Source organism: Streptomyces sp. NPDC048639, from assembly GCF_043199075.1.
GTDB lineage: Bacteria > Actinomycetota > Actinomycetes > Streptomycetales > Streptomycetaceae > Streptomyces.
The window spans coordinates 250,364-274,932 of the sequence record NZ_JBICVP010000008.1; the positions used below are offsets into that span (position 1 = coordinate 250,364).

General features: G+C 66.6%; 34 protein-coding genes and 1 pseudogene. 2 read left to right on the top strand and 33 right to left on the bottom strand.

Annotated features, from left to right (window positions below; all coding sequences use genetic code 11):
• Positions 1-37 precede the first annotated feature (37 nt).
• The 27 genes from rpmJ to ACGFNH_RS23080 all read right to left on the bottom strand — a co-directional run bounded on the left by rpmJ (position 38) and on the right by ACGFNH_RS23080 (position 14,250).
• On the bottom strand, positions 38-151 hold the full coding sequence (gene rpmJ, locus ACGFNH_RS22950) for a 50S ribosomal protein L36 (protein WP_003956441.1): 114 nt from the start codon (positions 149-151) through the stop codon (positions 38-40).
• 58 nt (positions 152-209) lie between these two features.
• Positions 210-431, bottom strand: coding sequence for a translation initiation factor IF-1 (gene infA / locus ACGFNH_RS22955; protein ID WP_003956442.1), 222 nt, complete (start codon positions 429-431; stop codon positions 210-212).
• 144 nt (positions 432-575) lie between these two features.
• Complete coding sequence (gene map, locus ACGFNH_RS22960; RefSeq protein ID WP_393656542.1) at positions 576-1,412, bottom strand: type I methionyl aminopeptidase; 837 nt, start codon at positions 1,410-1,412, stop codon at positions 576-578.
• Between the two features lie 167 nt (positions 1,413-1,579).
• Positions 1,580-2,236: an adenylate kinase gene (locus ACGFNH_RS22965; RefSeq protein WP_393656544.1), complete on the bottom strand. Its 657-nt coding sequence runs from the start codon at positions 2,234-2,236 to the stop codon at positions 1,580-1,582.
• Positions 2,236-3,549, bottom strand: a complete 1,314-nt coding sequence (secY, locus tag ACGFNH_RS22970) for a preprotein translocase subunit SecY (RefSeq protein ID WP_393656546.1) — start codon at positions 3,547-3,549, stop codon at positions 2,236-2,238. The genes ACGFNH_RS22965 and secY overlap by 1 nt, the downstream gene beginning before the upstream one ends.
• Before the next feature lie 228 nt (positions 3,550-3,777).
• Positions 3,778-4,233 (bottom strand): 50S ribosomal protein L15, encoded by a 456-nt coding sequence (gene rplO, locus ACGFNH_RS22975; protein WP_393656548.1) that lies wholly within the window; start codon positions 4,231-4,233, stop codon positions 3,778-3,780.
• Position 4,234: 1 nt separating this feature from the next.
• The gene (rpmD, locus tag ACGFNH_RS22980; RefSeq protein WP_024491595.1) at positions 4,235-4,417 is read right to left on the bottom strand and encodes a 50S ribosomal protein L30; all 183 of its coding nucleotides are present in this window, start codon (positions 4,415-4,417) and stop codon (positions 4,235-4,237) included.
• Entirely contained in the window at positions 4,417-5,022 is a 606-nt protein-coding gene (gene rpsE / locus ACGFNH_RS22985) for a 30S ribosomal protein S5 (RefSeq protein ID WP_393656550.1), read from the bottom strand. Before rpsE ends, rpmD begins: the two co-directional genes overlap by 1 nt.
• A gap of 44 nt (positions 5,023-5,066) precedes the next feature.
• On the bottom strand, positions 5,067-5,450 hold the full coding sequence (gene rplR, locus ACGFNH_RS22990) for a 50S ribosomal protein L18 (RefSeq protein ID WP_393656552.1): 384 nt from the start codon (positions 5,448-5,450) through the stop codon (positions 5,067-5,069).
• A 3-nt stretch (positions 5,451-5,453) separates the two neighbouring features.
• The gene (gene rplF / locus ACGFNH_RS22995; RefSeq protein WP_393656554.1) at positions 5,454-5,993 is read right to left on the bottom strand and encodes a 50S ribosomal protein L6; all 540 of its coding nucleotides are present in this window, start codon (positions 5,991-5,993) and stop codon (positions 5,454-5,456) included.
• A 21-nt stretch (positions 5,994-6,014) separates the two neighbouring features.
• Positions 6,015-6,413 carry a 30S ribosomal protein S8 gene (gene rpsH, locus ACGFNH_RS23000; protein WP_393656556.1) on the bottom strand — a complete coding sequence of 133 codons (399 nt, stop codon included), beginning with the start codon at positions 6,411-6,413 and terminating at the stop codon, positions 6,015-6,017.
• A gap of 209 nt (positions 6,414-6,622) precedes the next feature.
• Complete coding sequence (locus ACGFNH_RS23005; protein ID WP_003948630.1) at positions 6,623-6,808, bottom strand: type Z 30S ribosomal protein S14; 186 nt, start codon at positions 6,806-6,808, stop codon at positions 6,623-6,625.
• Positions 6,809-6,810: 2 nt separating this feature from the next.
• Positions 6,811-7,371, bottom strand: coding sequence for a 50S ribosomal protein L5 (rplE, locus tag ACGFNH_RS23010; RefSeq protein ID WP_393656558.1), 561 nt, complete (start codon positions 7,369-7,371; stop codon positions 6,811-6,813).
• A complete protein-coding gene (rplX, locus tag ACGFNH_RS23015) occupies positions 7,371-7,694 on the bottom strand; it encodes a 50S ribosomal protein L24 (RefSeq protein ID WP_030062892.1) in 324 nt (107 codons plus the stop codon). The genes rplE and rplX overlap by 1 nt, the downstream gene beginning before the upstream one ends.
• Before the next feature lie 3 nt (positions 7,695-7,697).
• On the bottom strand, positions 7,698-8,066 hold the full coding sequence (gene rplN / locus ACGFNH_RS23020) for a 50S ribosomal protein L14 (RefSeq protein ID WP_003998823.1): 369 nt from the start codon (positions 8,064-8,066) through the stop codon (positions 7,698-7,700).
• Positions 8,067-8,194: 128 nt separating this feature from the next.
• Positions 8,195-8,479 carry a 30S ribosomal protein S17 gene (rpsQ, locus tag ACGFNH_RS23025; RefSeq protein WP_261957048.1) on the bottom strand — a complete coding sequence of 95 codons (285 nt, stop codon included), beginning with the start codon at positions 8,477-8,479 and terminating at the stop codon, positions 8,195-8,197.
• Positions 8,479-8,703 (bottom strand): 50S ribosomal protein L29, encoded by a 225-nt coding sequence (gene rpmC, locus ACGFNH_RS23030; protein WP_201851661.1) that lies wholly within the window; start codon positions 8,701-8,703, stop codon positions 8,479-8,481. Before rpmC ends, rpsQ begins: the two co-directional genes overlap by 1 nt.
• Positions 8,703-9,122 (bottom strand): 50S ribosomal protein L16, encoded by a 420-nt coding sequence (gene rplP, locus ACGFNH_RS23035; protein ID WP_393656560.1) that lies wholly within the window; start codon positions 9,120-9,122, stop codon positions 8,703-8,705. The genes rpmC and rplP overlap by 1 nt, the downstream gene beginning before the upstream one ends.
• A 5-nt stretch (positions 9,123-9,127) precedes the next feature.
• Positions 9,128-9,985 carry a 30S ribosomal protein S3 gene (rpsC, locus tag ACGFNH_RS23040; protein ID WP_393656562.1) on the bottom strand — a complete coding sequence of 286 codons (858 nt, stop codon included), beginning with the start codon at positions 9,983-9,985 and terminating at the stop codon, positions 9,128-9,130.
• On the bottom strand, positions 9,985-10,332 hold the full coding sequence (gene rplV, locus ACGFNH_RS23045; RefSeq protein ID WP_393656564.1) for a 50S ribosomal protein L22: 348 nt from the start codon (positions 10,330-10,332) through the stop codon (positions 9,985-9,987). The genes rpsC and rplV overlap by 1 nt, the downstream gene beginning before the upstream one ends.
• 46 nt (positions 10,333-10,378) lie before the next feature.
• Positions 10,379-10,660 carry a 30S ribosomal protein S19 gene (gene rpsS, locus ACGFNH_RS23050; RefSeq protein ID WP_393656566.1) on the bottom strand — a complete coding sequence of 94 codons (282 nt, stop codon included), beginning with the start codon at positions 10,658-10,660 and terminating at the stop codon, positions 10,379-10,381.
• 11 nt (positions 10,661-10,671) lie between these two features.
• Positions 10,672-11,508 carry a 50S ribosomal protein L2 gene (gene rplB / locus ACGFNH_RS23055; protein WP_393656568.1) on the bottom strand — a complete coding sequence of 279 codons (837 nt, stop codon included), beginning with the start codon at positions 11,506-11,508 and terminating at the stop codon, positions 10,672-10,674.
• Between the two features lie 39 nt (positions 11,509-11,547).
• Positions 11,548-11,874 carry a 50S ribosomal protein L23 gene (gene rplW / locus ACGFNH_RS23060; protein ID WP_262705012.1) on the bottom strand — a complete coding sequence of 109 codons (327 nt, stop codon included), beginning with the start codon at positions 11,872-11,874 and terminating at the stop codon, positions 11,548-11,550.
• A complete protein-coding gene (gene rplD, locus ACGFNH_RS23065; protein WP_393656570.1) occupies positions 11,874-12,524 on the bottom strand; it encodes a 50S ribosomal protein L4 in 651 nt (216 codons plus the stop codon). The genes rplW and rplD overlap by 1 nt, the downstream gene beginning before the upstream one ends.
• A 7-nt stretch (positions 12,525-12,531) precedes the next feature.
• Positions 12,532-13,176 carry a 50S ribosomal protein L3 gene (gene rplC / locus ACGFNH_RS23070; protein WP_393656572.1) on the bottom strand — a complete coding sequence of 215 codons (645 nt, stop codon included), beginning with the start codon at positions 13,174-13,176 and terminating at the stop codon, positions 12,532-12,534.
• A 13-nt stretch (positions 13,177-13,189) separates the two neighbouring features.
• Positions 13,190-13,498: a 30S ribosomal protein S10 gene (gene rpsJ / locus ACGFNH_RS23075; RefSeq protein ID WP_003948644.1), complete on the bottom strand. Its 309-nt coding sequence runs from the start codon at positions 13,496-13,498 to the stop codon at positions 13,190-13,192.
• Between the two features lie 422 nt (positions 13,499-13,920).
• Positions 13,921-14,250, bottom strand: a complete 330-nt coding sequence (locus ACGFNH_RS23080; protein ID WP_393656883.1) for a hypothetical protein — start codon at positions 14,248-14,250, stop codon at positions 13,921-13,923.
• Here ACGFNH_RS23080 and ACGFNH_RS23085 point away from each other — a divergent pair.
• Together ACGFNH_RS23085 and ACGFNH_RS23090 are read left to right on the top strand one after the other, a co-directional pair.
• Positions 14,155-14,415, top strand: a pseudogene (locus ACGFNH_RS23085) (hypothetical protein); the annotation flags it as partial. The gene ACGFNH_RS23080 and the pseudogene ACGFNH_RS23085 overlap by 96 nt on opposite strands.
• 326 nt (positions 14,416-14,741) lie before the next feature.
• Positions 14,742-14,981, top strand: a complete 240-nt coding sequence (locus tag ACGFNH_RS23090; RefSeq protein ID WP_393656573.1) for a hypothetical protein — start codon at positions 14,742-14,744, stop codon at positions 14,979-14,981.
• A gap of 180 nt (positions 14,982-15,161) precedes the next feature.
• Here ACGFNH_RS23090 and tuf read toward each other — a convergent pair whose 3' ends face one another.
• The 6 genes from tuf to ACGFNH_RS23120 form a co-directional block, all read right to left on the bottom strand.
• A complete protein-coding gene (gene tuf / locus ACGFNH_RS23095) occupies positions 15,162-16,355 on the bottom strand; it encodes an elongation factor Tu (protein WP_393656575.1) in 1,194 nt (397 codons plus the stop codon).
• Positions 16,356-16,570: 215 nt separating this feature from the next.
• Positions 16,571-18,691, bottom strand: a complete 2,121-nt coding sequence (gene fusA, locus ACGFNH_RS23100) for an elongation factor G (RefSeq protein ID WP_393656577.1) — start codon at positions 18,689-18,691, stop codon at positions 16,571-16,573.
• A gap of 38 nt (positions 18,692-18,729) precedes the next feature.
• Positions 18,730-19,200, bottom strand: a complete 471-nt coding sequence (rpsG, locus tag ACGFNH_RS23105; protein WP_360853510.1) for a 30S ribosomal protein S7 — start codon at positions 19,198-19,200, stop codon at positions 18,730-18,732.
• A gap of 2 nt (positions 19,201-19,202) precedes the next feature.
• Positions 19,203-19,574: a 30S ribosomal protein S12 gene (gene rpsL / locus ACGFNH_RS23110; RefSeq protein WP_003948652.1), complete on the bottom strand. Its 372-nt coding sequence runs from the start codon at positions 19,572-19,574 to the stop codon at positions 19,203-19,205.
• Positions 19,575-19,931: 357 nt separating this feature from the next.
• Positions 19,932-20,468 carry a DUF1707 and DUF4190 domain-containing protein gene (locus ACGFNH_RS23115; RefSeq protein WP_393656885.1) on the bottom strand — a complete coding sequence of 179 codons (537 nt, stop codon included), beginning with the start codon at positions 20,466-20,468 and terminating at the stop codon, positions 19,932-19,934.
• Positions 20,469-20,636: 168 nt separating this feature from the next.
• Positions 20,637-24,536, bottom strand: coding sequence for a DNA-directed RNA polymerase subunit beta' (locus ACGFNH_RS23120; RefSeq protein ID WP_393656579.1), 3,900 nt, complete (start codon positions 24,534-24,536; stop codon positions 20,637-20,639).
• Between the last annotated feature and the right edge of the window lie 33 nt (positions 24,537-24,569).

The window sequence follows — 24,569 nt, forward strand, 5'->3', positions numbered from 1 at the left end:
GTCGCGCGAAGAACTGCGGAGTGCAGGTCGGCGTGCGTCAGCCCTGGCGCTGCTTGTGGCGCAGGTTGTCGCAGATGACCATGACCCGGCCGTGACGGCGGATCACCTTGCACTTGTCGCAGATCTTCTTGACGCTCGGCTTGACCTTCATGGGATGTGAGGTTCTCCGGGTCAGGTGCCGCCACCCCACGGGAGGGGCGGGGCAAGATCTACTTGTAGCGGTAGACGATCCGGCCGCGCGTCAGGTCGTACGGAGACAGCTCCACAACGACCCGGTCATCCGGGAGGATACGGATGTAGTGCATCCGCATCTTGCCGCTGATGTGCGCGAGGACCTTGTGACCGTTCTGGAGCTCCACCTTGAACATGGCGTTCGGGAGGGACTCGATCACGGTGCCCTCGATCTCGATGGCACCTTGCTTCTTGGCCACGCTTCGCCCTTCGAATCGGCTACCTTGATCAGCTCCCGCGCGCGCATGCGGACATGCGGATGCACGAGAGCCGACGCATCAGTCTACGTCAGGGCATCCTGAAAGACGAAATCGGGCCTGGAACCTGCCCCGCGGGAGAGATCCTTAACCCAGCGGGTCGGGAGCCGTGGTGACGCCGAGCTCGGCCAGCTTGGCCTTGCCGCCGTCAACTGCGGTCAGCACCAGCGGCCCTTCCTCGGTCAGCGCGACCGAGTGCTCCCAGTGGCTGCTCCATGTCCCGTCGTCGGTCTTGACGGTCCAGTCGTCCTCAAGGACATGGGTGCGCGGGGTACCGAGGCTCACCATCGGCTCGATCGCGATGCAGAAGCCGGGGACCAGCCGGGGGCCGCGACCGCGCCTGCGGTCCACGTAGTTGAGCAGATGCGGGTCCATGTGCATCTGGGAGCCGATGCCGTGGCCGCCGTAGTCCTCGATGATCCCGTACTTGCCGGTGTCCGGGCGCGGCTGGCGGCGGATGTAGCCCTCGATCGCCTTGGAGATGTCGACGAGCCGGTTGCCCTGCTTGACCGCGGCGATGCCGGCCCACATGGACTCCTCGGTGACCCGGCTGAGTTCATGGAGTTCCGGAGCGTGACCGGACCCCACGAAGACCGTGATCGCCGCGTCTCCGTGCCAGCCGTCGACGATGGCACCGGCGTCGACGGAGATGAGGTCGCCGTCCTTCAGAACGGTCTCGGTGTCCGGGATGCCATGGACCACGACCTCGTTCACCGAGGTGCAGATGGTGGCGGGAAAGCCGCCGTAGCCGAGGAAGTTGGACTTGGCGCCGTGCTCGGCGAGGACCTTGCGCGCGGTGTCGTCCAGGTCCTTGGTGGTGGCGCCCGGGACGGCGGCCTCCCGGCAGGCCGCGTGCACCGCGGCCACGACCAGCCCCGCCTCGCGCATCTTCGCGATCTGCTCCGGGGTCTTGATCTCTACCATCGCCGTGCCGCTCCTCCGGGCGGCTCAGCCGCCGCTCCCGCGGAGGTGGTTGCCCTCCGCTGTCCTTGCTCCATCATCGGTTACCGCTTCTACGGTAACGGCTCCCGGCAGCGGAGGGCCGCGGTGCCCGTGAGGAACACCGCGGCCGTCGTACGCCGTCGAGAACTTCAGGCGGCCTTCTGCCGCAGGGCCTCCATGGCCCGCTGCGTGACCTCGACCACCTTGCCGAGAGCCGAGATCGTCACGACCAGGCCCTGGGACTTGTAGTAGTCGATGATCGGCTCGGTCTGCTCGTGGTAGACCTCGAGGCGCTTGCGGACCGTCTCTTCGCTGTCGTCCTCGCGCTGGTACAGCTCGCCGCCGCACTCGTCGCAGACGCCCTCGGCCTTCGCCGGCTTGTACTCGACATGGAAGGTGTGCGCGCTGTTGTTGCGGCAGGTGCGACGACCCGCGATCCGCTTGACGACCTCTTCCTCGGGCACCTCGAGGTCGAGCACGGCGTCGAGCGCGATGCCCTTCTCCTCGAGGATCTCGTCGAGGGCCTTCGCCTGGCTGAGGTTGCGCGGGAAACCGTCGAGCAGGGAGCCGCTCGCGGCGTCGGGCTGCTCGAGGCGGTCCTTCGCCATGCCGATGGTCACCTCGTCCGGCACCAACTCACCGGAGTCCATGAACTCCTTCGCCTGGAGCCCCAGGGGCGTGCCCTGGCTGATGTTGGCGCGGAACAGGTCGCCCGTGGAGATGTGCGGGATCGACAGGTTCTCGGCGAGGTACGCGGCCTGCGTACCCTTACCGGCCCCGGGAGGCCCGACGAGGACGATTCGCATCAGCGGAGGAACCCTTCGTAGTTACGCTGCTGAAGCTGGCTCTCGATCTGCTTGACGGTCTCCAGACCCACACCCACGATGATCAGGATGCTGGTCCCGCCGAACGGGAAGTTCTGGTTCGCTCCGAAACCTGCCAACGCCGTTGTCGGCACAAGTGCGATCAAGCCCAGGTACAGCGACCCCGGCCAGGTGATCCGATTGAGCACGTAGCTCAGGTACTCAGCAGTAGGTCGTCCAGCCCGGATGCCCGGGATGAAGCCACCATACTTCTTCATGTTGTCGGCGACTTCCTCGGGGTTGAACGAGATGGCCACATAGAAGAAGGCGAAGAAAACAATGAGGACGAAGTACGTGACCATGTAATACGGGTGGTTGCCCTGCACCAGATGCTGCTGGATCCAGGCTGCCCAGGGCGCTTGAGAGTTGCTGAACTGCACCAGCAGGGCCGGAATGTAGAGCAGCGACGATGCGAAGATGACGGGAATCACACCCGCCTGGTTGACCTTCAGCGGAATGTAGGTCGACGTACCGCCGTACGACCTGCGGCCGATCATGCGCTTCGCGTACTGCACCGGAATCCGGCGCTGGGCCTGCTCGACAAAGACCACCAGGCCGACCATCACGAGTCCGACCAGGATCACCACACCGAACTCGAGCCAGCCGTCCATGATCTTGCCCTCGACCTTGATCGCCCACAGGGCCTGCGGGAAGCCGGCGGCGATCGAGATGAACATCAGGATCGACATGCCGTTGCCGATGCCGCGGTCGGTGATCAGCTCGCCGAGCCACATGATCAGCGCGGTGCCCGCGGTCATGGTGATGACCATGGTGATGGTCACGAAGATCGACTGGTCCGGGATGATCTGCCCGTTGCGGGGGCACTGCGGGAAGAGGGAGCCGCTGCGAGCGGTGGCAACCAGGCCGGTGCCCTGGAGTACGGCGAGGGCGACCGTCAGATAGCGGGTGTACTGCGTGATCTTCGCCTGCCCGGACTGCCCCTCCTTCTTCAGGGCCTCGAGGCGTGGAATGACCACGGTCAGCAGCTGCAGGATGATGCTCGCCGTGATGTACGGCATGATGCCGAGCGCAAAGATCGTGACCTGCAGCAGAGCGCCACCGCTGAACATGTTGACCAGGCCGAACAGCCCCTGGCTGCCCTCGGCCTGCTTCATGCAGTAGTTGACGTTCGGGTAGCTGACACCCGGGATCGGGATTTTTGCCCCGAGCCGGAACAGCACAATGACGCCCAGCGTGAAGAGCAGCTTCTTGCGCAGGTCGGGCGTCTTGAACGCCCGGGCGAACGCGGTGAGCACGGTGCCTCCTGCGACCCCCGCGTATCGGCGCGAGAGGTGACGGTCTAGAAAGTCGACAAGTACTGATCAGTCAAAAGCCGCGCGGATGCGGACCGCGCGGCCCGGGTCGTGACCCCAGGTGTTCACAAGCAACAACGCACGCCACCTTACCGGCGGACATGTCCCCCGTGGAACGACCAACCGGGGATGCCTCATGCGAGGCATCCCCGGTTGAATGCGTCATCGTGCTCAGACGAGCTCGGTGACGGTGCCACCAGCGGCGGTGATCTTCTCCTTGGCAGAGCCGGAGACGGCGTCGACCGTCACCTGCAGCGCCACGGAGACCTCGCCGGAACCCAGCACCTTCACGAGCTGGTTCTTGCGCACCGCACCCTTGGCGACCAGATCGGCCACCGTGACCTCGCCACCCTGCGGGTAGAGCGCGGCCAGCCTGTCCAGGTTGACGACCTGGAACTCGGTGCGGAAGGGGTTCTTGAAGCCCTTGAGCTTCGGGAGACGCATGTGGAGGGGCATCTGCCCACCCTCGAAGCGCTCCGGAACCTGGTAGCGGGCCTTGGTGCCCTTGGTGCCACGACCTGCGGTCTTACCCTTGGACGCCTCACCACGACCGACACGGGTCTTGGCGGTCTTGGCGCCCGGGGCGGGCCGGAGGTTGTGGACCTTCAGCGGCTTCTGCTCCGCCATGTCAGTCGACCTCCTCAACCGTCACGAGGTGCCGCACGGTGTTGGCCATGCCGCGGAACTCGGGGCGGTCCTCCTTGACAACCACGTCGTGCAGGCGCTTGAGCCCGAGCGAACGCAGAGTGTCGCGGTGGTTCTGCTTGCTGCCGATGTACGACTTCGTCTGCGTGATCTTGAGGCGGGCCATCACGCACCCACTCCGGCACGCGCCCGCAGCAGAGCGGCGGGGGCGACGTCCTCCAGCGGCAGGCCACGACGGGCGGCGATCTCCTCGGGACGCTGCAGTCCCTGGAGGGCAGCCACCGTGGCGTGCACGATGTTGATCGGGTTCGACGAGCCGAGCGACTTGCTCAGCACGTCGTGGATGCCCGCGCACTCCAGAACGGCGCGCACCGGGCCACCGGCGATCACACCGGTACCGGGGGAAGCCGGCTTGAGCAGAACGACGCCCGCAGCCTTCTCGCCCTGGATCGGGTGAGGGATGGTGCCCTGGATCCGGGGGACCTTGAAGAAGTGCTTCTTGGCCTCCTCAACACCCTTGGCGATGGCGGCCGGCACCTCCTTGGCCTTGCCGTATCCGACACCCACGGTGCCGTCACCGTCACCCACCACGACCAGCGCGGTGAAGCTGAAGCGACGACCACCCTTCACAACCTTGGCGACGCGGTTGATCGCGACGACACGCTCGACGTAGGCGGTCTTCTCGGCGGCAGAGCCGCCGTCCCGCCGGTCCTTCCGGTCCCGCCGCTCGCCGCCACCGGCGCCGCCACCGCGGCGCTGGGGTCCAGCCATTGGAATTACCTCTCTCGTTTCAATCCGCTAGCTACGGAACCGGCTCAGAACTTGAGCCCGGCTTCGCGGGCGGCGTCGGCCAGAGCAGCGATGCGTCCGGCGTACTTGTTGCCACCGCGGTCGAACACGACGGCTTCGATACCGGCGGCTTTGGCCCGCTCGGCGACCAGGGCGCCCACCTGCTTGGCCTGGGCGCTCTTGTCGCCCTCGACACCGCGGATGGACGTGTCCAGCGACGACGCCGAGGCCAGCGTGTGGCCCGCGATGTCGTCGATGACCTGAGCGACCATGTGGCGGTTGGACCGCGTCACGACCAGGCGCGGACGCTCCGAGGTACCGGAGACCCGCTTGCGGACGCGGATGTGGCGACGCTTGAGAGCAGCGCCCTTGTAGGCCTTGCCCTTGGCGATCTTCACACCGTATGTCATGGCTTACTTACCAGCCTTTCCGACCTTGCGGCGGATGACTTCGCCCTCGTACTTGACGCCCTTGGCCTTGTACGGGTCGGGCTTGCGCAGCTTGCGGATGTTCGCGGCCACCTCGCCGACCTTCTGCTTGTCGATGCCCTCGACGCTCAGCTTGGTCGGGGACTCCACCTTGAAGGTGATGCCCTCGGGAGCCTCGACGAGAATCGGGTGGCTGTAGCCCAGGGAGAACTCCAGGTTGGAGCCCTTGGCCTGGACGCGGTAGCCGACACCGCTGATCTCGAGCCTCTTGATGTATCCCGTGGTCACACCGGTGATCATGTTCGCCACCAGCGTGCGGGACAGGCCGTGGAGGGCCTTGTTCTGACGCTCGTCGTTGGGGCGCGACACCGCGAGGGTGCCGTCTTCGCCCTTGGCGATCTCGATCGGCGCGGAAACGGTGGTGGAGAGGGAACCCTTGGGGCCCTTCACCGAGACCGTCCGGCCATCGATGGTGACGTCCACACCGGCGGGAACCTGGATGGGCAGCTTGCCAATACGCGACATGAGCTTTTCCTCCGTTCCCGACTACCAGACGTAGGCGAGGACTTCCCCACCCACGCCCTTCTTGCTGGCCTGCTGTCCGGTGAGGAGCCCGTGCGAGGTGGAGATGATCGCCACGCCCAGGCCGCCGAGCACCTTCGGCAGATTGGTGGACTTTGCGTAGACCCGCAGACCCGGCTTCGAAATCCGCTTGATGCCGGCGATCGAGCGCTCGCGGTTGGGGCCGAACTTCAGCTCGAGGACGAGGTTCTTGCCGACCTCGGCGTCCTCGACCTTCCAGCCGGTGATGAAGCCCTCCTGCTGGAGGATCTCCGCGATGTGCGACTTGATCTTGCTGTGCGGCATCGACACGGTGTCGTGGTACGCCGAGTTCGCGTTTCGCAGACGAGTCAACATGTCTGCGATCGGATCGGTCATGGTCATGATGGCCTTCGGCCTCTCTCGCCGGGGTTTCCTGTCTGCTCCATCCCTCTCCCCGGAACAAGCCGGGACGGGTGCGGTGCGGGGACCTACGGCGTAGTAAGACGGTCTTGGGCGGCAGGCGCCCAACCCCACAATCCTAGTGGACGCGAGGAGGGCTTCCTGCCGACCAGATGCTTACCAAGAGTCCGGTACCAGCCCGTAAGGGCTGGTTACCAGGAGCTCTTGGTCACGCCCGGCAGCTCGCCGCGGTGAGCCATCTCACGAAGGCACACACGGCAGAGGCCGAACTTGCGGTAAACGGAGTGGGGCCGGCCGCAGCGCTGGCAGCGGGTGTACCCGCGCACACCGAACTTCGGCTTGCGGGCGGCCTTTGCAATCAGAGCCTTCTTCGCCACGGTCAGTTCTCCTTGAACGGGAAGCCGAGGTGACGAAGCAGCGCACGGCCCTCATCGTCGTTGGACGCCGTGGTGACCACGGTGATGTCCATGCCCCGGACCCGGTCGATCTTGTCCTGGTCGATCTCGTGGAACATGACCTGCTCCGTGAGACCGAAGGTGTAGTTGCCTCGGCCGTCGAACTGCTTCGGCGACAGACCACGGAAGTCGCGGATACGCGGCAGCGCGAGCGACAGCAGGCGGTCCAGGAACTCCCACATGCGGTCACCGCGGAGGGTGACGTGGGCGCCGATCGGCTGACCCTCACGCAGCTTGAACTGCGCGATGGACTTCCGGGCCTTGGTGACGGCCGGCTTCTGTCCGGTGATCGTGGCGAGGTCGCGGATGGCCCCGTCGATCAGCTTGGAGTCGCGGGCGGCGTCGCCCACACCCATGTTGACCACGATCTTGGTCAGACCAGGGATCTGCATGACGTTCTCGTAGGAGAACTCGTCCTTCAGCTTGCCCTGGATCTCTTCGCGGTAGCGCTGCTTGAGACGCGGCGCGTTGGTGGTGGCAGTCATCAGATGTCCTCACCGGTCCGCTTGGCAACGCGGATCTTGTTGCCCTCGTCGTCGAAGCGGTACCCGACGCGGGTGACGACCTTGTTGCCGTCCTTCTCCACCACGAGCTGAACATTGCTCACGTGGATGGGGGCCTCAGTCGTCACGATGCCGCCGGTCTTCGAACCACGAGCGGTCTGGCCGGCCTTGGTGTGCTTCTTGACCCGGTTGACACCCTCGACCAGGACGCGGTCCTCGCGGGGGAAGGCCTGAATGACCTTGCCCTGCTTGCCCTTGTCCTTACCGGTGATGACCTGGACCAGGTCGCCCTTCTTGATCTTCATCGGTTACAGCACCTCCGGCGCGAGGGAGATGATCTTCATGAACTTCTTCTCGCGCAGCTCACGACCCACGGGGCCGAAGATACGGGTGCCGCGGGGGTCGCCATCGTTCTTGAGGATGACGGCCGCGTTCTCGTCGAAGCGGATGTACGAGCCGTCCGGGCGCCGGCGCTCCTTCACGGTGCGCACGATGACCGCCTTGACGACGTCACCCTTCTTCACGTTGCCACCGGGGATCGCGTCCTTGACGGTGGCGACGATGACGTCACCGATGCCCGCGTAGCGGCGACCGGAACCACCGAGAACACGGATGCAAAGGATCTCCTTCGCACCAGTGTTGTCGGCGACACGCAGTCGCGACTCCTGCTGGATCACGTCTATCTCCTGATCGTCTGCCGGTTCCCGGCAGGGACCGTGTCACGGTCCCTGCCGAGCCTGGCGGAACTTGTCCAGAAGGCAATTGCCTTCTGGCTGTATCCATGGAATTCCCTTGCGGGAATTACCTACTTGGCCTTCTCAAGGATCTCGACGATGCGCCAGCGCTTGGTCGCGGACAGCGGCCGGGTCTCCATGAGGAGGACACGGTCGCCGACACCCGCAGCGTTCTGCTCGTCGTGCGCCTTGAGCTTGTTGGTACGGCGGATGACCTTGCCGTACAGCGCGTGCTTGACGCGGTCCTCGACGGCGACGACGACGGTCTTGTCCATCTTGTCGCTGACGACCAGACCCTCACGGGTCTTGCGGAATCCGCGCTCGGTCTTCTGCTCAGTCACATTCTTCTCGCTCATCAGGCGCTCTCCACCGTCTCGATGCCGAGCTCGCGCTCCCGCATCAGGGTGTAGATCCGGGCGATGTCCTTGCGGACGGCCTTCAGCCGGCCGTGGTTCTCGAGCTGTCCGGTCGCCGCCTGGAAGCGGAGGTTGAACAGCTCCTCCTTGGCCTCACGAAGCTTGCCAACGAGGTCCTCGTTGTTCAGCTCGCGCAGCTCGGACGCCTTGATTCCGGCCGCCATCACGACTCACCTGCCTCGCGCCGAACGATCCGGCACTTCATCGGAAGCTTGTGCGCGGCACGGATGAGCGCCTCGCGAGCAATCTTCTCGTTCGGGTAGGACAGCTCGAACATCACCCGACCGGGCTTGACGTTCGCGACCCACCACTCCGGAGAACCCTTACCGGAACCCATGCGGGTCTCGGCCGGCTTCTTCGTGAGCGGGCGGTCCGGGTAGATGTTGATCCAGACCTTGCCGCCACGCTTGATGTGGCGGGTCATGGCGATACGAGCCGACTCGATCTGACGGTTCGTCACGTAGGCCGGAGTCACCGCCTGGATGCCGTACTCGCCGAACGCAAGCTCGGTGCCGCCCTTGGCCATACCGCTGCGCTTCGGGTGGTGCTGCTTACGGTGCTTGACCCTACGGGGGATCAGCATGACGGTCAGGCCTCCGTTCCGGCGCTGTTAGAGGAACCAGCCTCGGCAGCCGGAGCGGCAGCGGCGGGAGCCTCGGCCTTGGGGGCCTCGGCAGCCGGAGCCGACTGCTGCTGCGGCTTGCGGCCGCCGCGGCCGCCACGCTCGCCACCGCGGCCACCACGGGCCGGACGGTCACCGGCGCCACGCGACGGGCGGTTGCCGGCACGGGCGGCGGCGTTCTCGGCGCGGACCTCGGCGATGTTCTTGACGTCGCCCTTGTAGATCCAGACCTTCACACCGATACGGCCGAAGGTCGTCTTGGCCTCGAAGAAGCCGTAGTCGACGTTCGCACGGAGCGTGTGCAGGGGCACACGGCCCTCGCGGTAGAACTCCGAGCGGGACATCTCGGCGCCGCCGAGACGGCCACCGCACTGGATCTTGATGCCCTTGGCACCGGCCTTCATCGTCGACTGCATGCTCTTGCGCATGGCGCGACGGAAGGAGACGCGGGAGGACAGCTGCTCGGCGACGGCCTGCGCGACCAGCTGGGCATCGGTCTCGGGGTTCTTGACCTCGAGGATGTTCAGCTGGACCTGCTTGCCGGTGAGCTTCTCCAGCTCGCCGCGGATACGGTCGGCCTCCGCGCCGCGGCGGCCGATGACGATGCCCGGCCGGGCGGTGTGGATGTCGACGCGGACGCGGTCACGGGTGCGCTCGATCTCCACCTTGGAGATACCGGCGCGCTCCATGCCCTTCGTCATCATCCGGCGGATGGAGACGTCTTCCTTGACGTAGTCCTTGTACAGCTTGTCGGCGTACCACCGGGACTTGAAGTCCGTGGTGATGCCGAGGCGGAACCCGTGCGGGTTAACCTTCTGGCCCATTACCGGGTTCCTTCCTTGCTGCTGACGACCACGGTGATGTGGCTGGTCCGCTTGCGGATCCGGTAGGCACGGCCCTGGGCGCGCGGTCGGAACCGCTTCAGGGTCGGGCCCTCGTCGACGTACGCCTCGGAAATGACGAGGCTGCCGGCGTCGGTGTGGTCGTAGTTGTGCGCGGCATTGGCAATGGCGCTGTCCAGCACCTTGCCGACCGTCACGCTCGCGGCCTGCGGAGCGAATCGCAGGACCGCCTGAGCCTCCGTGGCCTTCATGCCACGGATGAGGTCCACCACGCGGCGGGCCTTCATGGGCGTGACGCGGATGTACCGCGCCTGGGCCCTGGCTTCCATGGTTGTCCCTTCGGTGTCTGTCATCGGTCTTCGCTGTTTCCGCAGATCAGCGACGCCGCGACTTGCGGTCGTCCTTCTCGTGGCCGCGGAAGGTGCGGGTCGGCGCGAACTCGCCGAGCTTGTGGCCGACCATCGACTCGGTGACGAACACCGGGACGTGCTTGCGGCCGTCGTGCACCGCGATCGTGTGGCCGAGCATGGCCGGGACGATCATCGAGCGGCGGGACCAGGTCTTGATGACGTTCTTGGTGCCTGCGTCGTTCTGCGTGTCCACCTTCTTGCTGAGGTGGTCGTCGACGAAAGGCCCCTTCTTGAGACTGCGCGGCATCGAACCTGCTCCTAGCGCTTCTTGTTCGTCTTGCGGCGGCGGACGATGTACTTGTTGCTGGCCTTCTTGGGCGAGCGCGTACGGCCCTCCTTCTGACCCCAGGGCGAGACCGGGTGGCGACCACCGGAGGTCTTGCCCTCACCACCACCGTGCGGGTGGTCGACGGGGTTCATGGCGACACCGCGGACGGTCGGGCGAACGCCCTTCCAGCGCATGCGGCCGGCCTTGCCCCAGTTGATGTTCGACTGCTCGGCGTTGCCGACCTCGCCAACAGTGGCGCGGCAGCGGATGTCGACCAGGCGGACCTCGCCGGAGGGCATGCGCAGGTGGGCGTGAGTGCCCTCCTTCGCCAGCAGCTGGACGGAAGAGCCCGCGGAACGGGCGATCTTCGCGCCGCCGCCGGGGCGCATCTCGATGGCGTGGATGACCGTACCCACCGGGATGTGGCGCAGCGGGAGGTTGTTGCCCGGCTTGATGTCGGCCCCGGGGCCGTTCTCAACCCGGTCGCCCTGGCCCAGCTTGGCCGGGGCGAGGATGTAGCGCTTCTCGCCGTCCGCGTAGTGCAGGAGCGCGATGCGCGCGGTGCGGTTCGGGTCGTACTCGATGTGCGCGACCTTGGCCGGCACGCCGTCCTTGTCGTGACGACGGAAGTCGATCACGCGGAAGGCGCGCTTGTGGCCACCACCCTGGTGGCGAACGGTCACACGACCGGCGTTGTTACGGCCGCCCTTGCTGTGCAGGGGGCGGACCAGCGACTTCTCCGGCGTGGACCGCGTGACCTCGACGAAGTCGGCGACGCTGGAGCCACGACGGCCCGGCGTCGTCGGCTTGTACTTGCGGATACCCATTTCTCAGTCCTCGTCCGATATCGGACGACTCGGACTCCGTTAGGAGACCGGGCCGCCGAAGATGTCGATACGGTCGCCCTCGGCGAGGGTCACGATCGCGCGCTTGGTGTCCTTGCGCTTGCCGAAACCCGTGCGGGTGCGCTTGCGCTTGCCCTGGCGGTTGATCGTGTTGACCCCGGTGACCTTGACCGAGAAGACCGCCTCGACGGCCTGCTTGATCTGGGTCTTGTTCGCACGCGGGTCGACGATGAACGTGTACTTGTTCTCGTCCAGCAGCGCGTAGCTCTTCTCCGAGACCACCGGCTTGACGAGAACGTCGCGGGGGTCCGTGAAGGTCTTGCTGGTGACAGCGGTCGCCTCAGTCATCAGGCGTCGCTCCCTTCGAGCTGAGCGGCCTTGGGACCAGCCACGAAGGACTCGAAGGCGGCCTTGGTGAAGACCACGTCGTCGGAGACGAGCACGTCGTACGTGTTGAGCTGGCCCGGCTCCAGGATGTGGACCTGGGGCAGGTTGCGGGCGGACAGCCACGCGGCCTCGTCGGCCCGGTCGACGACCAGGAGCACGTGCTTGCGCTCGCTGATCTTGCCGAACAGGCTCTTGGCGGCCTTGGTGGAGACCTCGCCCTCGACCACGCCGGACACGACGTGGATGCGGTTGTGACGCGCCCGGTCGGAGAGGGCACCGCGCAGGGCGGCGGCCTTCATCTTCTTCGGGGTCCGCTGCGAGTAGTCACGCGGCACGGGACCGTGCACGACGCCACCACCGGCGAACTGCGGCGCACGCGTCGAACCCTGGCGGGCGCGGCCGGTGCCCTTCTGGCGGTACGGCTTCTTGCCACCGCCGCGGACCTCGCCGCGCGACTTGGTCTTGTGCGTGCCCTGGCGGGCAGCGGCCAGCTGGGCGACAACGACCTGGTGGATCAGCGGAATGCTGACCTGCGTGTCGAAGATCTCCGCGGGGAGCTCGACAGACCCGGCCTTGTCGCCGGCCGGCGAAAGGATGTCAATGGTGCTCATCGTTACCTCAGGCCCCCTTGGCCGCGGTACGGACCAGGACGAGGCCGCCGTTCGGACCAGGAACTGCGCCCTTGATGAGCAGCAGGCCCTTCTCCGCGTCAACGGCATGGACGGTCAGGTTCTGGGTGGTGACCCGCTCGTTGCCCATGCGGCCGGCCATGCGCAGGCCCTTGAACACGCGACCCGGGGTGGCGCAGCCACCGATGGAGCCGGGCGAGCGGTGCTTGCGCTGCGTGCCGTGGCCGGCGCCGAGGCCGGCGAAGCCGTGGCGCTTCATGACACCGGCGGTGCCCTTGCCCTTGCTGGTGCCGGTCACGTCGACCTTGACACCGGACTCGAACACCTCGGCGGTGACCTCCTGGCCGAGCGTGTACTCGCTGGCGTCAGCGGTACGCAGCTCCACCAGGTGGCGGCGCGGGGTGACGTCGGCCTTGGCGAAGTGGCCCTTGAGGGGCTTGTTCACCTTGCGCGGGTCGATCTCGCCGAAGGCGATCTGGACGGCGTCGTAGCCGTCCGCGTCGTTGGTGCGGACCTGGGTAACGACACAGGGCCCGGCCTTGACGACGGTGACGGGGACGACACGGTTGTTCTCGTCCCACACCTGCGTCATGCCGAGCTTCTCGCCCAGGACGCCCTTGATCTGCTTAGCCATCTCGCGCGTCACCTCAGAGCTTGATCTCGATGTCGACGCCCGCCGGCAGGTCGAGACGCATGAGCGAGTCGACGGTCTTCGGCGTGGGGTCGAGGATGTCGATGAGGCGCTTGTGCGTACGCATCTCGAAGTGCTCGCGCGAGTCCTTGTACTTGTGCGGCGACTTGATGACGCAGTACACGTTCTTCTCTGTGGGCAGCGGCACCGGGCCCGCGACCGACGCACCAGTGCGGGTCACCGTCTCGACGATCTTCTTCGCCGAGGAGTCGATGACCTCGTGGTCGTAGGCCTTGAGCCGGATGCGGATCTTCTGTCCCGCCATGGCTGCTTCGTAGTCCTGTCTCTCGTAACGCTCCGGGACCCGGCCGGTTCCTGTCCTCCGACCCCCGCGGTCGGGCGTGTCGCGATCCCTCCGCAGCGGAGTTCCCTGAGGATTTCCCTGCTGGGGGACGCGGCCACGAGACCGCAGGACCGGGGGAGAACACCCACCGGGTGCCTGGTCGGTACCCCGCTTTGCTTCCCGGAAGATTCCCGTACTTCCGCCCCTGAGAAGGGGCGACGAGTACTGCGGGACTCGCTTCCAGTCCTCCCGGCGGGAGGCGCGCAGCATCGGCACTCAACCGAGCAACCTGGACAGTGTGCCATATAGGGCCAGGCGGTCGCGAATCGAGCCGAGGAGAGTACCTCACCACCCGGTCCGCGGCACCCCAGCAGGGGCCGCACGAGGGCCCCCGGCACCGCACATCACACCTGGTCCGCCCCTTTCGCGCGGTACACCCCGGGCGCGGGCCGGCCTCCGCCGCGTCCGCGGCGGCGCGGTCGGCCGCCGCCTCGTCGAGGCGGTCGCCACTGACGTGCAGACGGTGGCGGCGGGCGCGGAGACGGCGCGGATCGTGGGCATCGGTGACGGAAGGCATCCGCTTCCGTGGCCTGCCGGACGCAGGGCGCCCACTCCGCGATGCGGACCTCGTAGAAGCGGTGCAGGGCTCCGGCCGTTCTCGTGTCGTCACCGGCGGCGGCGATCACGGCACGGAAGAGCGAACCCTGGCGCGAATCCGTCAACGTCCGTTCCACCAGGCGGGCGTTGGCGATGAAAGCACCGGCAGGCGAGCCCGCCCCGTACGCGGCAGCGACTGCTCGGCCCTGGCCGCGGGCAGGTCGGCGACGAGGTCGCCACCGCTCGGCAGGGACCGTATCGACCTCTTCCAGCGCCACGCCCACGACGTCGGCGTACCCGTCGAGGAGGTCCTCTCGGCGCTCGACATCCTCGTCGCGGCGGGAAAGGTCCGCTGCAATCGGCGTCTCCAACCTCTCCGGCAGACAAGTGATGAAGTCCCGTGCGGCCGCGGGGACTTACGGCCACCGCGGTACTTCGCACACAAGGTCCACCACTCCCCCGTCGGCCGCGACGACGAGTGGGACCTGATGCCGGCTGTGCTCGGCCAGGGCCTCGGCGTCCTCGTACGGAGCCCGCTGGACCGGGGGACGGCTCACTGGCAAGGCCCGCCGCGGACGACCGCTGCCCGCGCGAAGCCGGCTCTACGGCACGGCTGTTCGGCCCGCCCGTGGACGAGAAGGACCTCGGCCGCGTCGTCAAACGCCCTTGCGCAGATCCCGCAGGAGTCGGCAGGGCCGTACCGCGGATCGCCCTCAGCCGGCTGCCGCAGCAGCCGACGGTCTCCTCCGTCATCATCGGCGCCCGCCCCGAGGAGCGACTCCGCCAGAATCCGAGCGCCGTGGGCCGGTCGCTCGCGCCGGACCGGATGGCGGGGCTCGACCCGGCGAGCCACCGGCCCGCGCCCTAGCCGCACTCCCCCTACGAGCGTCAGGAGGGCTTCGCCCCACTCAACCCGCCCGTGGCGGCCGCCGGTTCGGCACCCGCGGCGGGGCAGCCCGGCGCCCTGCCGGGGCACGACAGACACGAAGAAGGGCCCGTACGGCCGAAGCCGTACGGGCCCTCCCCTGTTGCTCCTAGGAGCGGCAGGTCACTTGTTGATCTTGGTGACCTGGCCGGCGCCCACGGTCCGGCCACCCTCACGGATGGCGAACTTCAGGCCCTCCTCCATGGCGACCGGCTGAATCAGCGAGACCGACATGGTGGTGTTGTCGCCCGGCATGACCATCTCGGTGCCCTCGGGGAGGGTCACGACACCGGTCACGTCAGTCGTACGGAAGTAGAACTGCGGGCGGTAGTTGTTGAAGAACGGGGTGTGGCGGCCACCCTCGTCCTTCGACAGGATGTAGGCCTGGGCCTCGAACTCGGTGTGCGGCGTGACCGAACCCGGCTTGATGATGACCTGGCCGCGCTCGACGTCCTCACGCTTGATGCCACGGAGGAGCAGACCGACGTTCTCACCGGCCTGACCCTCGTCGAGCAGCTTGCGGAACATCTCGATACCGGTGACCGTGGTGGAGGTCTTCTCGGTCTTGATGCCGATGATGTCGACGTTCTCGTTGACCTTGAGGACACCACGCTCGATACGGCCGGTGACGACCGTACCGCGACCGGTGATGGTGAAAACGTCCTCGACCGGCATCAGGAACGGCTTCTCGACGTCACGCTCGGGCTGCGGGATGGACTCGTCCACAGCCTTCATCAGGTTGAGGACGGACTCGCCCCACTCCTTGTCGCCCTCGAGCGCCTTGAGCGCCGAGACCTTGACGACCGGAACGTCGTCGCCCGGGAACTCGTACTCGGAGAGCAGCTCGCGGACCTCGAGCTCGACGAGCTCCAGGATCTCCTCGTCGTCGACCATGTCGGCCTTGTTCAGGGCGACGACGATGTACGGAACGCCGACCTGGCGGGCCAGGAGCACGTGCTCCTTGGTCTGCGGCATCGGGCCGTCGGTCGCGGCGACCACGAGGATGGCGCCGTCCATCTGCGCCGCACCGGTGATCATGTTCTTGATGTAGTCCGCGTGACCCGGGCAGTCAACGTGGGCGTAGTGACGCGTCTCGGTCTGATACTCGACGTGCGCGATGGAGATCGTAATACCGCGCTGGCGCTCCTCAGGAGCCTTGTCGATCTGGTCAAAGGCCGAGGCCTCGTTCAGGTCCGGGTACGCGTCGTGCAGCACCTTGGTGATCGCCGCGGTAAGAGTGGTCTTACCGTGGTCGATGTGACCGATGGTGCCGATGTTGACGTGCGGCTTAGTCCGCTCGAACTTCGCCTTCGCCACTGGGGTCCTCCTGTGGACTGGTGCTGTACTCCACCCGCGCTTTGCGAGTGGGTTCAGGTGGTCTTACCGAACCGACCAGGACCCCGAGGGGATGCCCTTGGCCGTATTCGCTTGGGGGCGGGCTGCGGGGCCCGCCGCAAAGCGGTTGCTTTGCGACGGATTGCCCCGATGCCTTTGCTCCAGCCTAAAGCGTAAGAAACGTGGGCGGAGCCCCGTTACTCACCCTTGGCCTTCGCGATGATCTCCTCCGCGACGTTCTTCGGAACCTCGGCGTAGGAGTCGAACTGCATGGAGTAACTGGCGCGACCGGAGGTCTTGCTGCGCAAGTCCCCGACGTAGCCGAACATCTCCGACAGCGGAACCAGACCGGTGACCAGCTTGGCACCGGACCGCTCCTCCATCGACTGGATCTGTCCGCGACGGGAGTTGATGTCGCCGATCACATCGCCCATGTAGTCCTCGGGCGTCGTGACCTCGACCTTCATCATCGGCTCGAGCAGGGCCGGGCTGGCCTTGCGCGCGGCCTCCTTGAAGGCCATCGAACCGGCGATCTTGAAGGCGAGTTCGGAGGAGTCGACATCGTGGTAGGCGCCGTCGAGCAGCGTCACCTTCACGCCGGTCAGCGGGTAGCCGGCCAGCACACCGAACTCCATGGCCTCCTGGCAGCCCGCGTCCACGGACGGGATGTACTCCCGCGGGATACGGCCACCGGTGACCTTGTTCTCGAACTCGTACCCGTCGCCCTCGAGGGGCGCGATCGCGATCTGCACCTTCGCGAACTGGCCGGAACCACCAGTCTGCTTCTTGTGCGTGTAGTCGACCCGGTCGACGGCCTTGCGGAGCGTCTCACGGTAGGCGACCTGCGGCTTGCCGACGTTCGCCTCGACCTTGAACTCGCGCTTCATACGGTCGACCAGCACGTCGAGGTGCAGCTCGCCCATACCCGCGATGATCGTCTGGCCGGTCTCCTCGTCGGTGTTGACCTGGAAGGACGGGTCCTCCTCGGCCAGCCGCTGGATCGCGACACCCAGCTTCTCCTGGTCGCCCTTCGACTTGGGCTCGATGGCGACCTGGATGACGGGGGCCGGGAAGTCCATCGACTCCAGGATCACCGGGTTCGAACCGTCGCAGAGGGTCTCACCGGTGGTGGTCTGCTTCAGACCCATGACGGCGACGATGTCACCGGCACCCACCGACTCGATCTCCTCACGCTTGTTCGCGTGCATCCGGTAGATCTTGCCGATGCGCTCCTTCTTGCCCTTGACCGAGTTCTGCACCTGCGTGCCGGTCACCATGCGACCCGAGTAGACCCGGACGAAGGTGAGCTTGCCGAGGTGCGGGTCGCTCATGATCTTGAAGGCGAGGCCGGCGAACGGCTCCTCGTCGGACGGCTTGCGAATGACGACCTGCTCGGCGTCGTTGATCGCGTGGCCCTCGATCGCCTCGATGTCGATCGGCGACGGCAGGTAGCGGACGACCGCGTCGAGCAGGGGCTGAACGCCCTTGTTCTTGAACGCGGTACCACAGAACACCGGGGTGACCGTGGTGTCGCCGCCCTTGCCGGAGTTGATGGTGATGCGGCGGATCGCCGCCATGAGCTGCTCCTCGGTGGGCTCCTGGCCCTCGAGGTACAGCTCCATCATCTCCTCGTCGTTCTCGGCAACGGCCTCGAGCAGCTTGCCGCGCCACTCGTCGGCGGCCTCGATGTGGGTGTCGGGGATGTCGACGGTGTCGTACATCTCGCCCTTGGTCGCCTCGGCGGACCAGACGAGAGCCTTCATACGAACCAGGTCGACGACGCCCTTGAAGTCCGCCTCGGCACCGATCGGGAGCTGCATGACCAGCGGCGTCGCGCCCAGCCGGTCGACGATCATGTCGACACAGCGGTGGAACTCGGCGCCGGTGCGGTCCAGCTTGTTGACGAAGCAGATACGCGGAACGCGGTAGCGGTCCGCCTGACGCCACACCGTCTCGGACTGGGGCTCGACACCGGCAACACCGTCGAACACCGTCACGGCACCGTCGAGCACGCGCAGCGAACGCTCCACCTCGACGGTGAAGTCGACGTGCCCGGGGGTGTCGATGATGTTGATGGTGTGGTCGACGTCTTCCAGGGGCCAGTGGCAGGTGGTCGCGGCGGACGTGATGGTGATGCCGCGCTCCTGCTCCTGCTCCATCCAGTCCATCGTGGCAGCGCCGTCGTGGACCTCACCGATCTTGTAGCTCACACCGGTGTAGAACAGGATCCGCTCGGTGGTGGTCGTCTTGCCCGCGTCGATGTGGGCCATGATCCCAATGTTGCGGACCTTGGCCAGGTCAAGTGAAGTGGTGGCCATATGGCTCAGTCTTCTCTCGGATCTCGATGGGGTAGCGACTACCAGCGGTAGTGCGCGAAGGCCTTGTTGGACTCGGCCATCTTGTGGGTGTCCTCGCGGCGCTTGACGGAGGCGCCCAGACCATTGCTGGCGTCCAGCAGCTCGTTCATCAGGCGCTCGGTCATGGTCTTCTCACGACGGGCGCGCGAGTAACCGACGAGCCAGCGCAGCGCGAGTGTGGAGGCGCGGCCGGGCTTGACCTCGACCGGAACCTGGTAGGTGGCGCCACCGACACGGCGGGACTTGACCTCAAGGGTCGGCTTGATGTTCTCCAGCGCGCGCTTGAGCGTGATGACCGGGTCGTTGCCGGACTTCTCGCGCAGGCCCTCCATGGCGCCGTACACGATGCGCTCGGCGGTGGAGCGCTTGCCGTTCAGCAGCACCTTGTTGATCAGCGAGGTGACCAGAGGAGAACCGTAGACCGGGTCGATGATGACCGGGCGCTTCGGGGCGGGGCCCTTACGAGGCATTCTTACTTCTCCTTCTTGGCGCCGTAACGGCTGCGGGCCTGCTTGCGGTTCTTGACACCCTGGGTGTCGAGCGAACCGCGGATGATCTTGTAGCGAACACCCGGCAGGTCCTTCACACGGCCACCACGCACGAGCACGATCGAGTGCTCCTGCAGGTTGTGTCCCTCACCCGGGATGTAGGCCGTGACCTCGATGCCGCTGGTCAGGCGCACACGCGCGACCTTGCGGAGGGCCGAGTTCGGCTTCTTCGGGGTGGTCGTGAACACACGCGTGCAGACGCCGCGGCGCTGAGGGGATCCTTCGAGCGCGGGCGTCTTGTTCTTCTCGACCTTGTCCTGCCGGCCCTTCCGGACCAGCTGCTGGATCGTAGGCACCGTTTCTCCGGTTTCTGTGTGCCGTCTAGTGAAGCTAACCTGGGGCACCTCCGACCCACGCGGTCGGGTGTGTCGCGAATCCCACACGTGCTCCGTGGAACGGAAAGCGCGGATGTGATCGGCGATTCGGCCTCGGTCCCGTACGGCCGGAGTCCTCTCCCGGACTCGGTCCGGGAGTGGGCCCACCCGGCCGATGGCTGGGATGGCACGCACGAGAACCCGGGCACACCCCAGGCACAAGGTCAGAGCGTACCTATAGCACCGGCTCCGGTCAAAACAAAAGCACCTGGGCAGGACACTCCGGGCACCTGCTCGGCTACGCCCCGGAGTTGGCCCCGGCCGGCGCCTCGGCCAGAGTCATACCGACAGCGCGGCCACTGTCACGCCGATGATCACGAGCAGGCCGACGGCGAGTGCCAGATAGCCCAGTACCAGGCCGGCCGTCGCGTATCCCTCGCCGGTCTCGCCGGTCCGCCGCATCTCCGCCCGTGCCTTGTGACCGAGAACCACCGCGGGGATCGCGGTCAGTCCCCAAGTCACCGGTGTCAGCACACCGCACACCATGGAGCCCGTGGCCAGACCGTTCGTCGGCGGCGGGGGCGGTGGTGCCGCCCAGAAGGTCGGCGCCACCTGCTGACGTACGGGGTACGCATAGCCGCTCGACGCGACGGGCCCCTGCGGCAGATCGACGACGAGGGCTTGCAACTGCCCGTAGGTCTGGGCGTGATGAGCGCGCGTCAGCCGCTGCTCGTACTCCTCCTGGGAGAGGCGGCCTTCGGTGAAACCGGCCTTGAGCACATCGATCGCGCGCTCCCGGTCCGCGTGCGACGCCCGCATCATCGACGACTGCGTCTGCCCCTGCGGCGGTTGTCCACCGCCCGGCCACGGTTGCATTGACACCGCGATCCACCTCCCCGCCCAGGAAACCTCTCCCCCATCATCCCCGACGCCCGGGCGCTTCGCGCAGTTCCCTCGCCATTGGTAGCGGCCGGTGACCTTGCCGACATGCCGCAGGGCGGCCCCCCGAAGGGGACCGCCCTGTGAGCAACGTGCCTGCGGGGCTTACTGGTTGTAAGGCCCGTAGTCGTAGTCCTCCAGCGGGACCGCCTGGCCGGAGCCCGTGCCGAAGGGCGAGTAGTCGATGTCGTCGTAACCGACGGCCGAGTACATCGCGGCCTTCGCCTCCTCGGTCGGCTCGACCCGGATGTTGCGGTAGCGGGACAGGCCCGTACCGGCCGGGATGAGCTTACCGATGATCACGTTCTCCTTGAGGCCGATCAGGGAGTCCGACTTGGCGTTGATCGCCGCGTCGGTCAGGACCCTGGTCGTCTCCTGGAAGGACGCCGCCGACAGCCAGGACTCGGTCGCCAGCGAGGCCTTGGTGATACCCATCAGCTGCGGACGGCCGGAGGCCGGGTGGCCGCCTTCCTGGACCACGCGACGGTTCTCGCCCTCGAAGCGCGTGCGCTCCACGAGCTCGCCCGGCAGCAGCTCGGCGTCGCCGGACTCGATGATCGTCACGCGGCGCAGCATCTGCCGGATGATGATCTCGATGTGCTTGTCGTGGATCGACACACCCTGCGAGTTGTAGACCTTCTGGACCTCGCCGACCAGGTGGACCTGGACGGCACGCTGGCCGAGGATCCGCAGCACGTCGTGCGGGTTGATGGCACCCACGGTCAGCGGCTGGCCGACCTGGACGTGATCGCCCTCGCCCACCAGGACACGGGCACGCTTCGAGACGCCGAACGCCGTCTCGTCGGAACCGTCGTCCGGGGTGACGACCAGCTTCTTGGTCTTCTCGGTCTCCTCGATGCGGACCCGGCCCGCCGCCTCCGAGATGGGGGCGACACCCTTGGGGGTACGCGCCTCGAAGAGCTCGACGACACGCGGCAGACCCTGGGTGATGTCGTCACCGGCCACACCACCGGTGTGGAAGGTACGCATCGTGAGCTGGGTTCCGGGCTCACCGATGGACTGGGCCGCGATGATGCCGACGGCCTCACCGATGTCGACCAGCTTGCCGGTGGCCAGCGAACGGCCGTAGCACATCGCGCAGGTGCCGACCGCGGACTCGCAGGTCAGGACCGAGCGGGTCTTGACCGTCTCGACGCCGTGGCGGACCAGCTCGTCGATGAGCACGTCGCCCAGGTCGGTGCCGGCCGGGGCCAGCACCTTGCCGTCGACGACGATGTCCTCGGCGAGGCAGCGCGCGTACACGCTGGTCTCGACGTCGTCCGCCTTGCGCAGGACGCCGTCGGCGCCCTTGGACGCGATCGACAGCTTCAGACCGCGGTCGGTGCCGCAGTCCTCCTCGCGGATGATCACGTCCTGCGAGACGTCGACCAGACGACGGGTCAGGTAACCCGAGTCGGCGGTCCGCAGGGCGGTGTCCGCCAGACCCTTACGGGCACCGTGCGTGGCGATGAAGTACTCCAGCACGGAGAGACCGTCACGGTACGACGCCTTGATGGGCCGCGGGATGGTCTCGTTCTTGGCGTTCGCCACCAGACCACGCATACCGGCGATCTGACGCATCTGCATCATGTTTCCTCGCGCACCGGACTCGATCATGATGAAGATCGAGTTGGTCCGCGGGAAGTTGCGCTGCATCGCCTCGGAGACCTCGTTGGAGGCCTTGTTCCAGATGACGACCAGTTCCTGGTGGCGCTCGTCCTTGGTGATGAGACCGCGCTCGAACTGCCTCTGGACCTTGAGCGCCTGCTCCTCGTAGTTCTCGAGGATCGCCGGCTTCTCGGGCGGACCGACGATGTCGGAGAACGCCACGGTGACACCGGACCGGGTGGCCCAGTGGAAGCCCGCCGCCTTCAGGTTGTCGAGCGTCGCCGCCACGATGACCTTCGGGTAGCGCTCGGCCAGGTCGTTGACGATCTCGGAGAGCTGCTTCTTGCCCACCGAGTAGTCGACGAACGGGTAGTCCTCGGGCAGCAGCTCATTGAAGAGCGCACGGCCCAGAGTCGTCCGCAGCCGGAAGCTGTCGCCCTGCTGCCACTCCGGCTCACCCTCCTCCGGCGTCGGCGGGGTCCAGCCGCGGGGCGGGACCGTACCGATCGGGAAGCGGATGTCGATCTTCGCCTGGAGCGAGAGCTCGCGGGCGTCGAAGGCCATGATCGCCTCGGCGGTGGAGCCGAACGACCGGCCCTCACCGATGACCTTCCGCTCCTCCTCGTCGGTGGTGAGGAAGAAGAGGCCGAGCACCATGTCCTGGGTGGGCATGGTGACGGGGCGACCGTCGGCCGGCTTGAGGATGTTGTTCGAGGACAGCATCAGGATGCGGGCCTCGGCCTGGGCCTCCGCGGACAGCGGCAGGTGCACGGCCATCTGGTCACCGTCGAAGTCCGCGTTGAACGCGGTGCAGACGAGCGGGTGAATCTGAATGGCCTTGCCCTCGACCAGCTGCGGCTCGAAGGCCTGGATGCCGAGGCGGTGCAGGGTCGGCGCACGGTTGAGCAGCACGGGGTGCTCGGCGATGACCTCTTCCAGCACGTCGTACACGACCGTACGGCCGCGCTCGACCATGCGCTTGGCCGACTTGATGTTCTGCGCGTGGTTGAGGTCCACCAGGCGCTTCATCACGAACGGCTTGAAGAGCTCCAGCGCCATGGCCTTGGGCAGACCGCACTGGTGCAGCTTGAGCTGCGGGCCGACGACGATGACCGAACGGGCCGAGTAGTCGACGCGCTTACCGAGCAGGTTCTGACGGAACCGGCCCTGCTTGCCCTTCAGCATGTCGCTGAGGGACTTCAGCGGACGGTTGCCGGGCCCGGTGACCGGGCGGCCGCGGCGGCCGTTGTCGAACAGCGCGTCGACGGCCTCCTGCAGCATGCGCTTCTCGTTGTTGACGATGATCTCGGGGGCACCGAGGTCGAGAAGCCGCTTCAGGCGGTTGTTCCGGTTGATGACGCGGCGGTACAGGTCGTTCAGGTCGGAGGTCGCGAAGCGGCCACCGTCCAGCTGCACCATCGGACGCAGATCCGGCGGGATCACCGGGACGCAGTCCAGCACCATGCCCTTGGGGCTGTTGCTGGTCTGCAGGAAGGCGGAGACGACCTTGAGGCGCTTGAGCGCACGGGTCTTCTTCTGGCCCTTGCCGGTACGGATGATCTCGCGGAGGCGCTCGGCCTCCTCGTCGAGGTTGAAGGTCTCCAGGCGCTTCTGCAGCGCGGCGGCACCCATGGAACCGTCGAAGTACGTGCCGAAGCGGTCCCGCAGCTCGCGGTAGAGCAGCTCGTCGCCCTCGAGGTCCTGGACCTTGAGGTTCTTGAAACGGGTCCACACCTCGTCGAGGCGGTCGATCTCGCGCTGAGCGCGGTCACGGAGCTGCTTCATCTCGCGCTCGGCGCCCTCGCGCACCTTGCGGCGCACATCGGCCTTGGCGCCCTCGGCCTCCAGCTCGGCCAGGTCGGCCTCGAGCTTCTTGGCGCGGGCCTCCAGGTCGGCGTCGCGGCGCTGCTCGACCTGCTGGCGCTCGACGGAGACGTGGGCCTCCAGCGAGGGCAGGTCGCGCGTACGGCGCTCCTCGTCCACCCACGTGATCATGTAGGCGGCGAAGTAGATGACCTTCTCGAGGTCCTTCGGGGCGAGGTCGAGCAGGTAGCCCAGACGCGACGGGACGCCCTTGAAGTACCAGATGTGGGTGACGGGAGCGGCAAGCTCGATGTGGCCCATCCGCTCACGGCGCACCTTGGCGCGAGTGACCTCGACGCCGCAGCGCTCGCAGATGATGCCCTTGAAGCGGACGCGCTTGTACTTACCGCAGTAGCACTCCCAGTCCCGGGTGGGGCCGAAGATCTTCTCGCAGAAGAGTCCGTCCTTCTCGGGCTTGAGGGTGCGGTAGTTGATGGTCTCCGGCTTCTTGACCTCGCCGTGCGACCACTGACGGATGTCGTCAGCAGTGGCCAGGCCGATCCGCAGCTCGTCGAAGAAGTTGACGTCGAGCACTTGTCGTCAATCCCTCTTTCGGGGTCGTGTTCA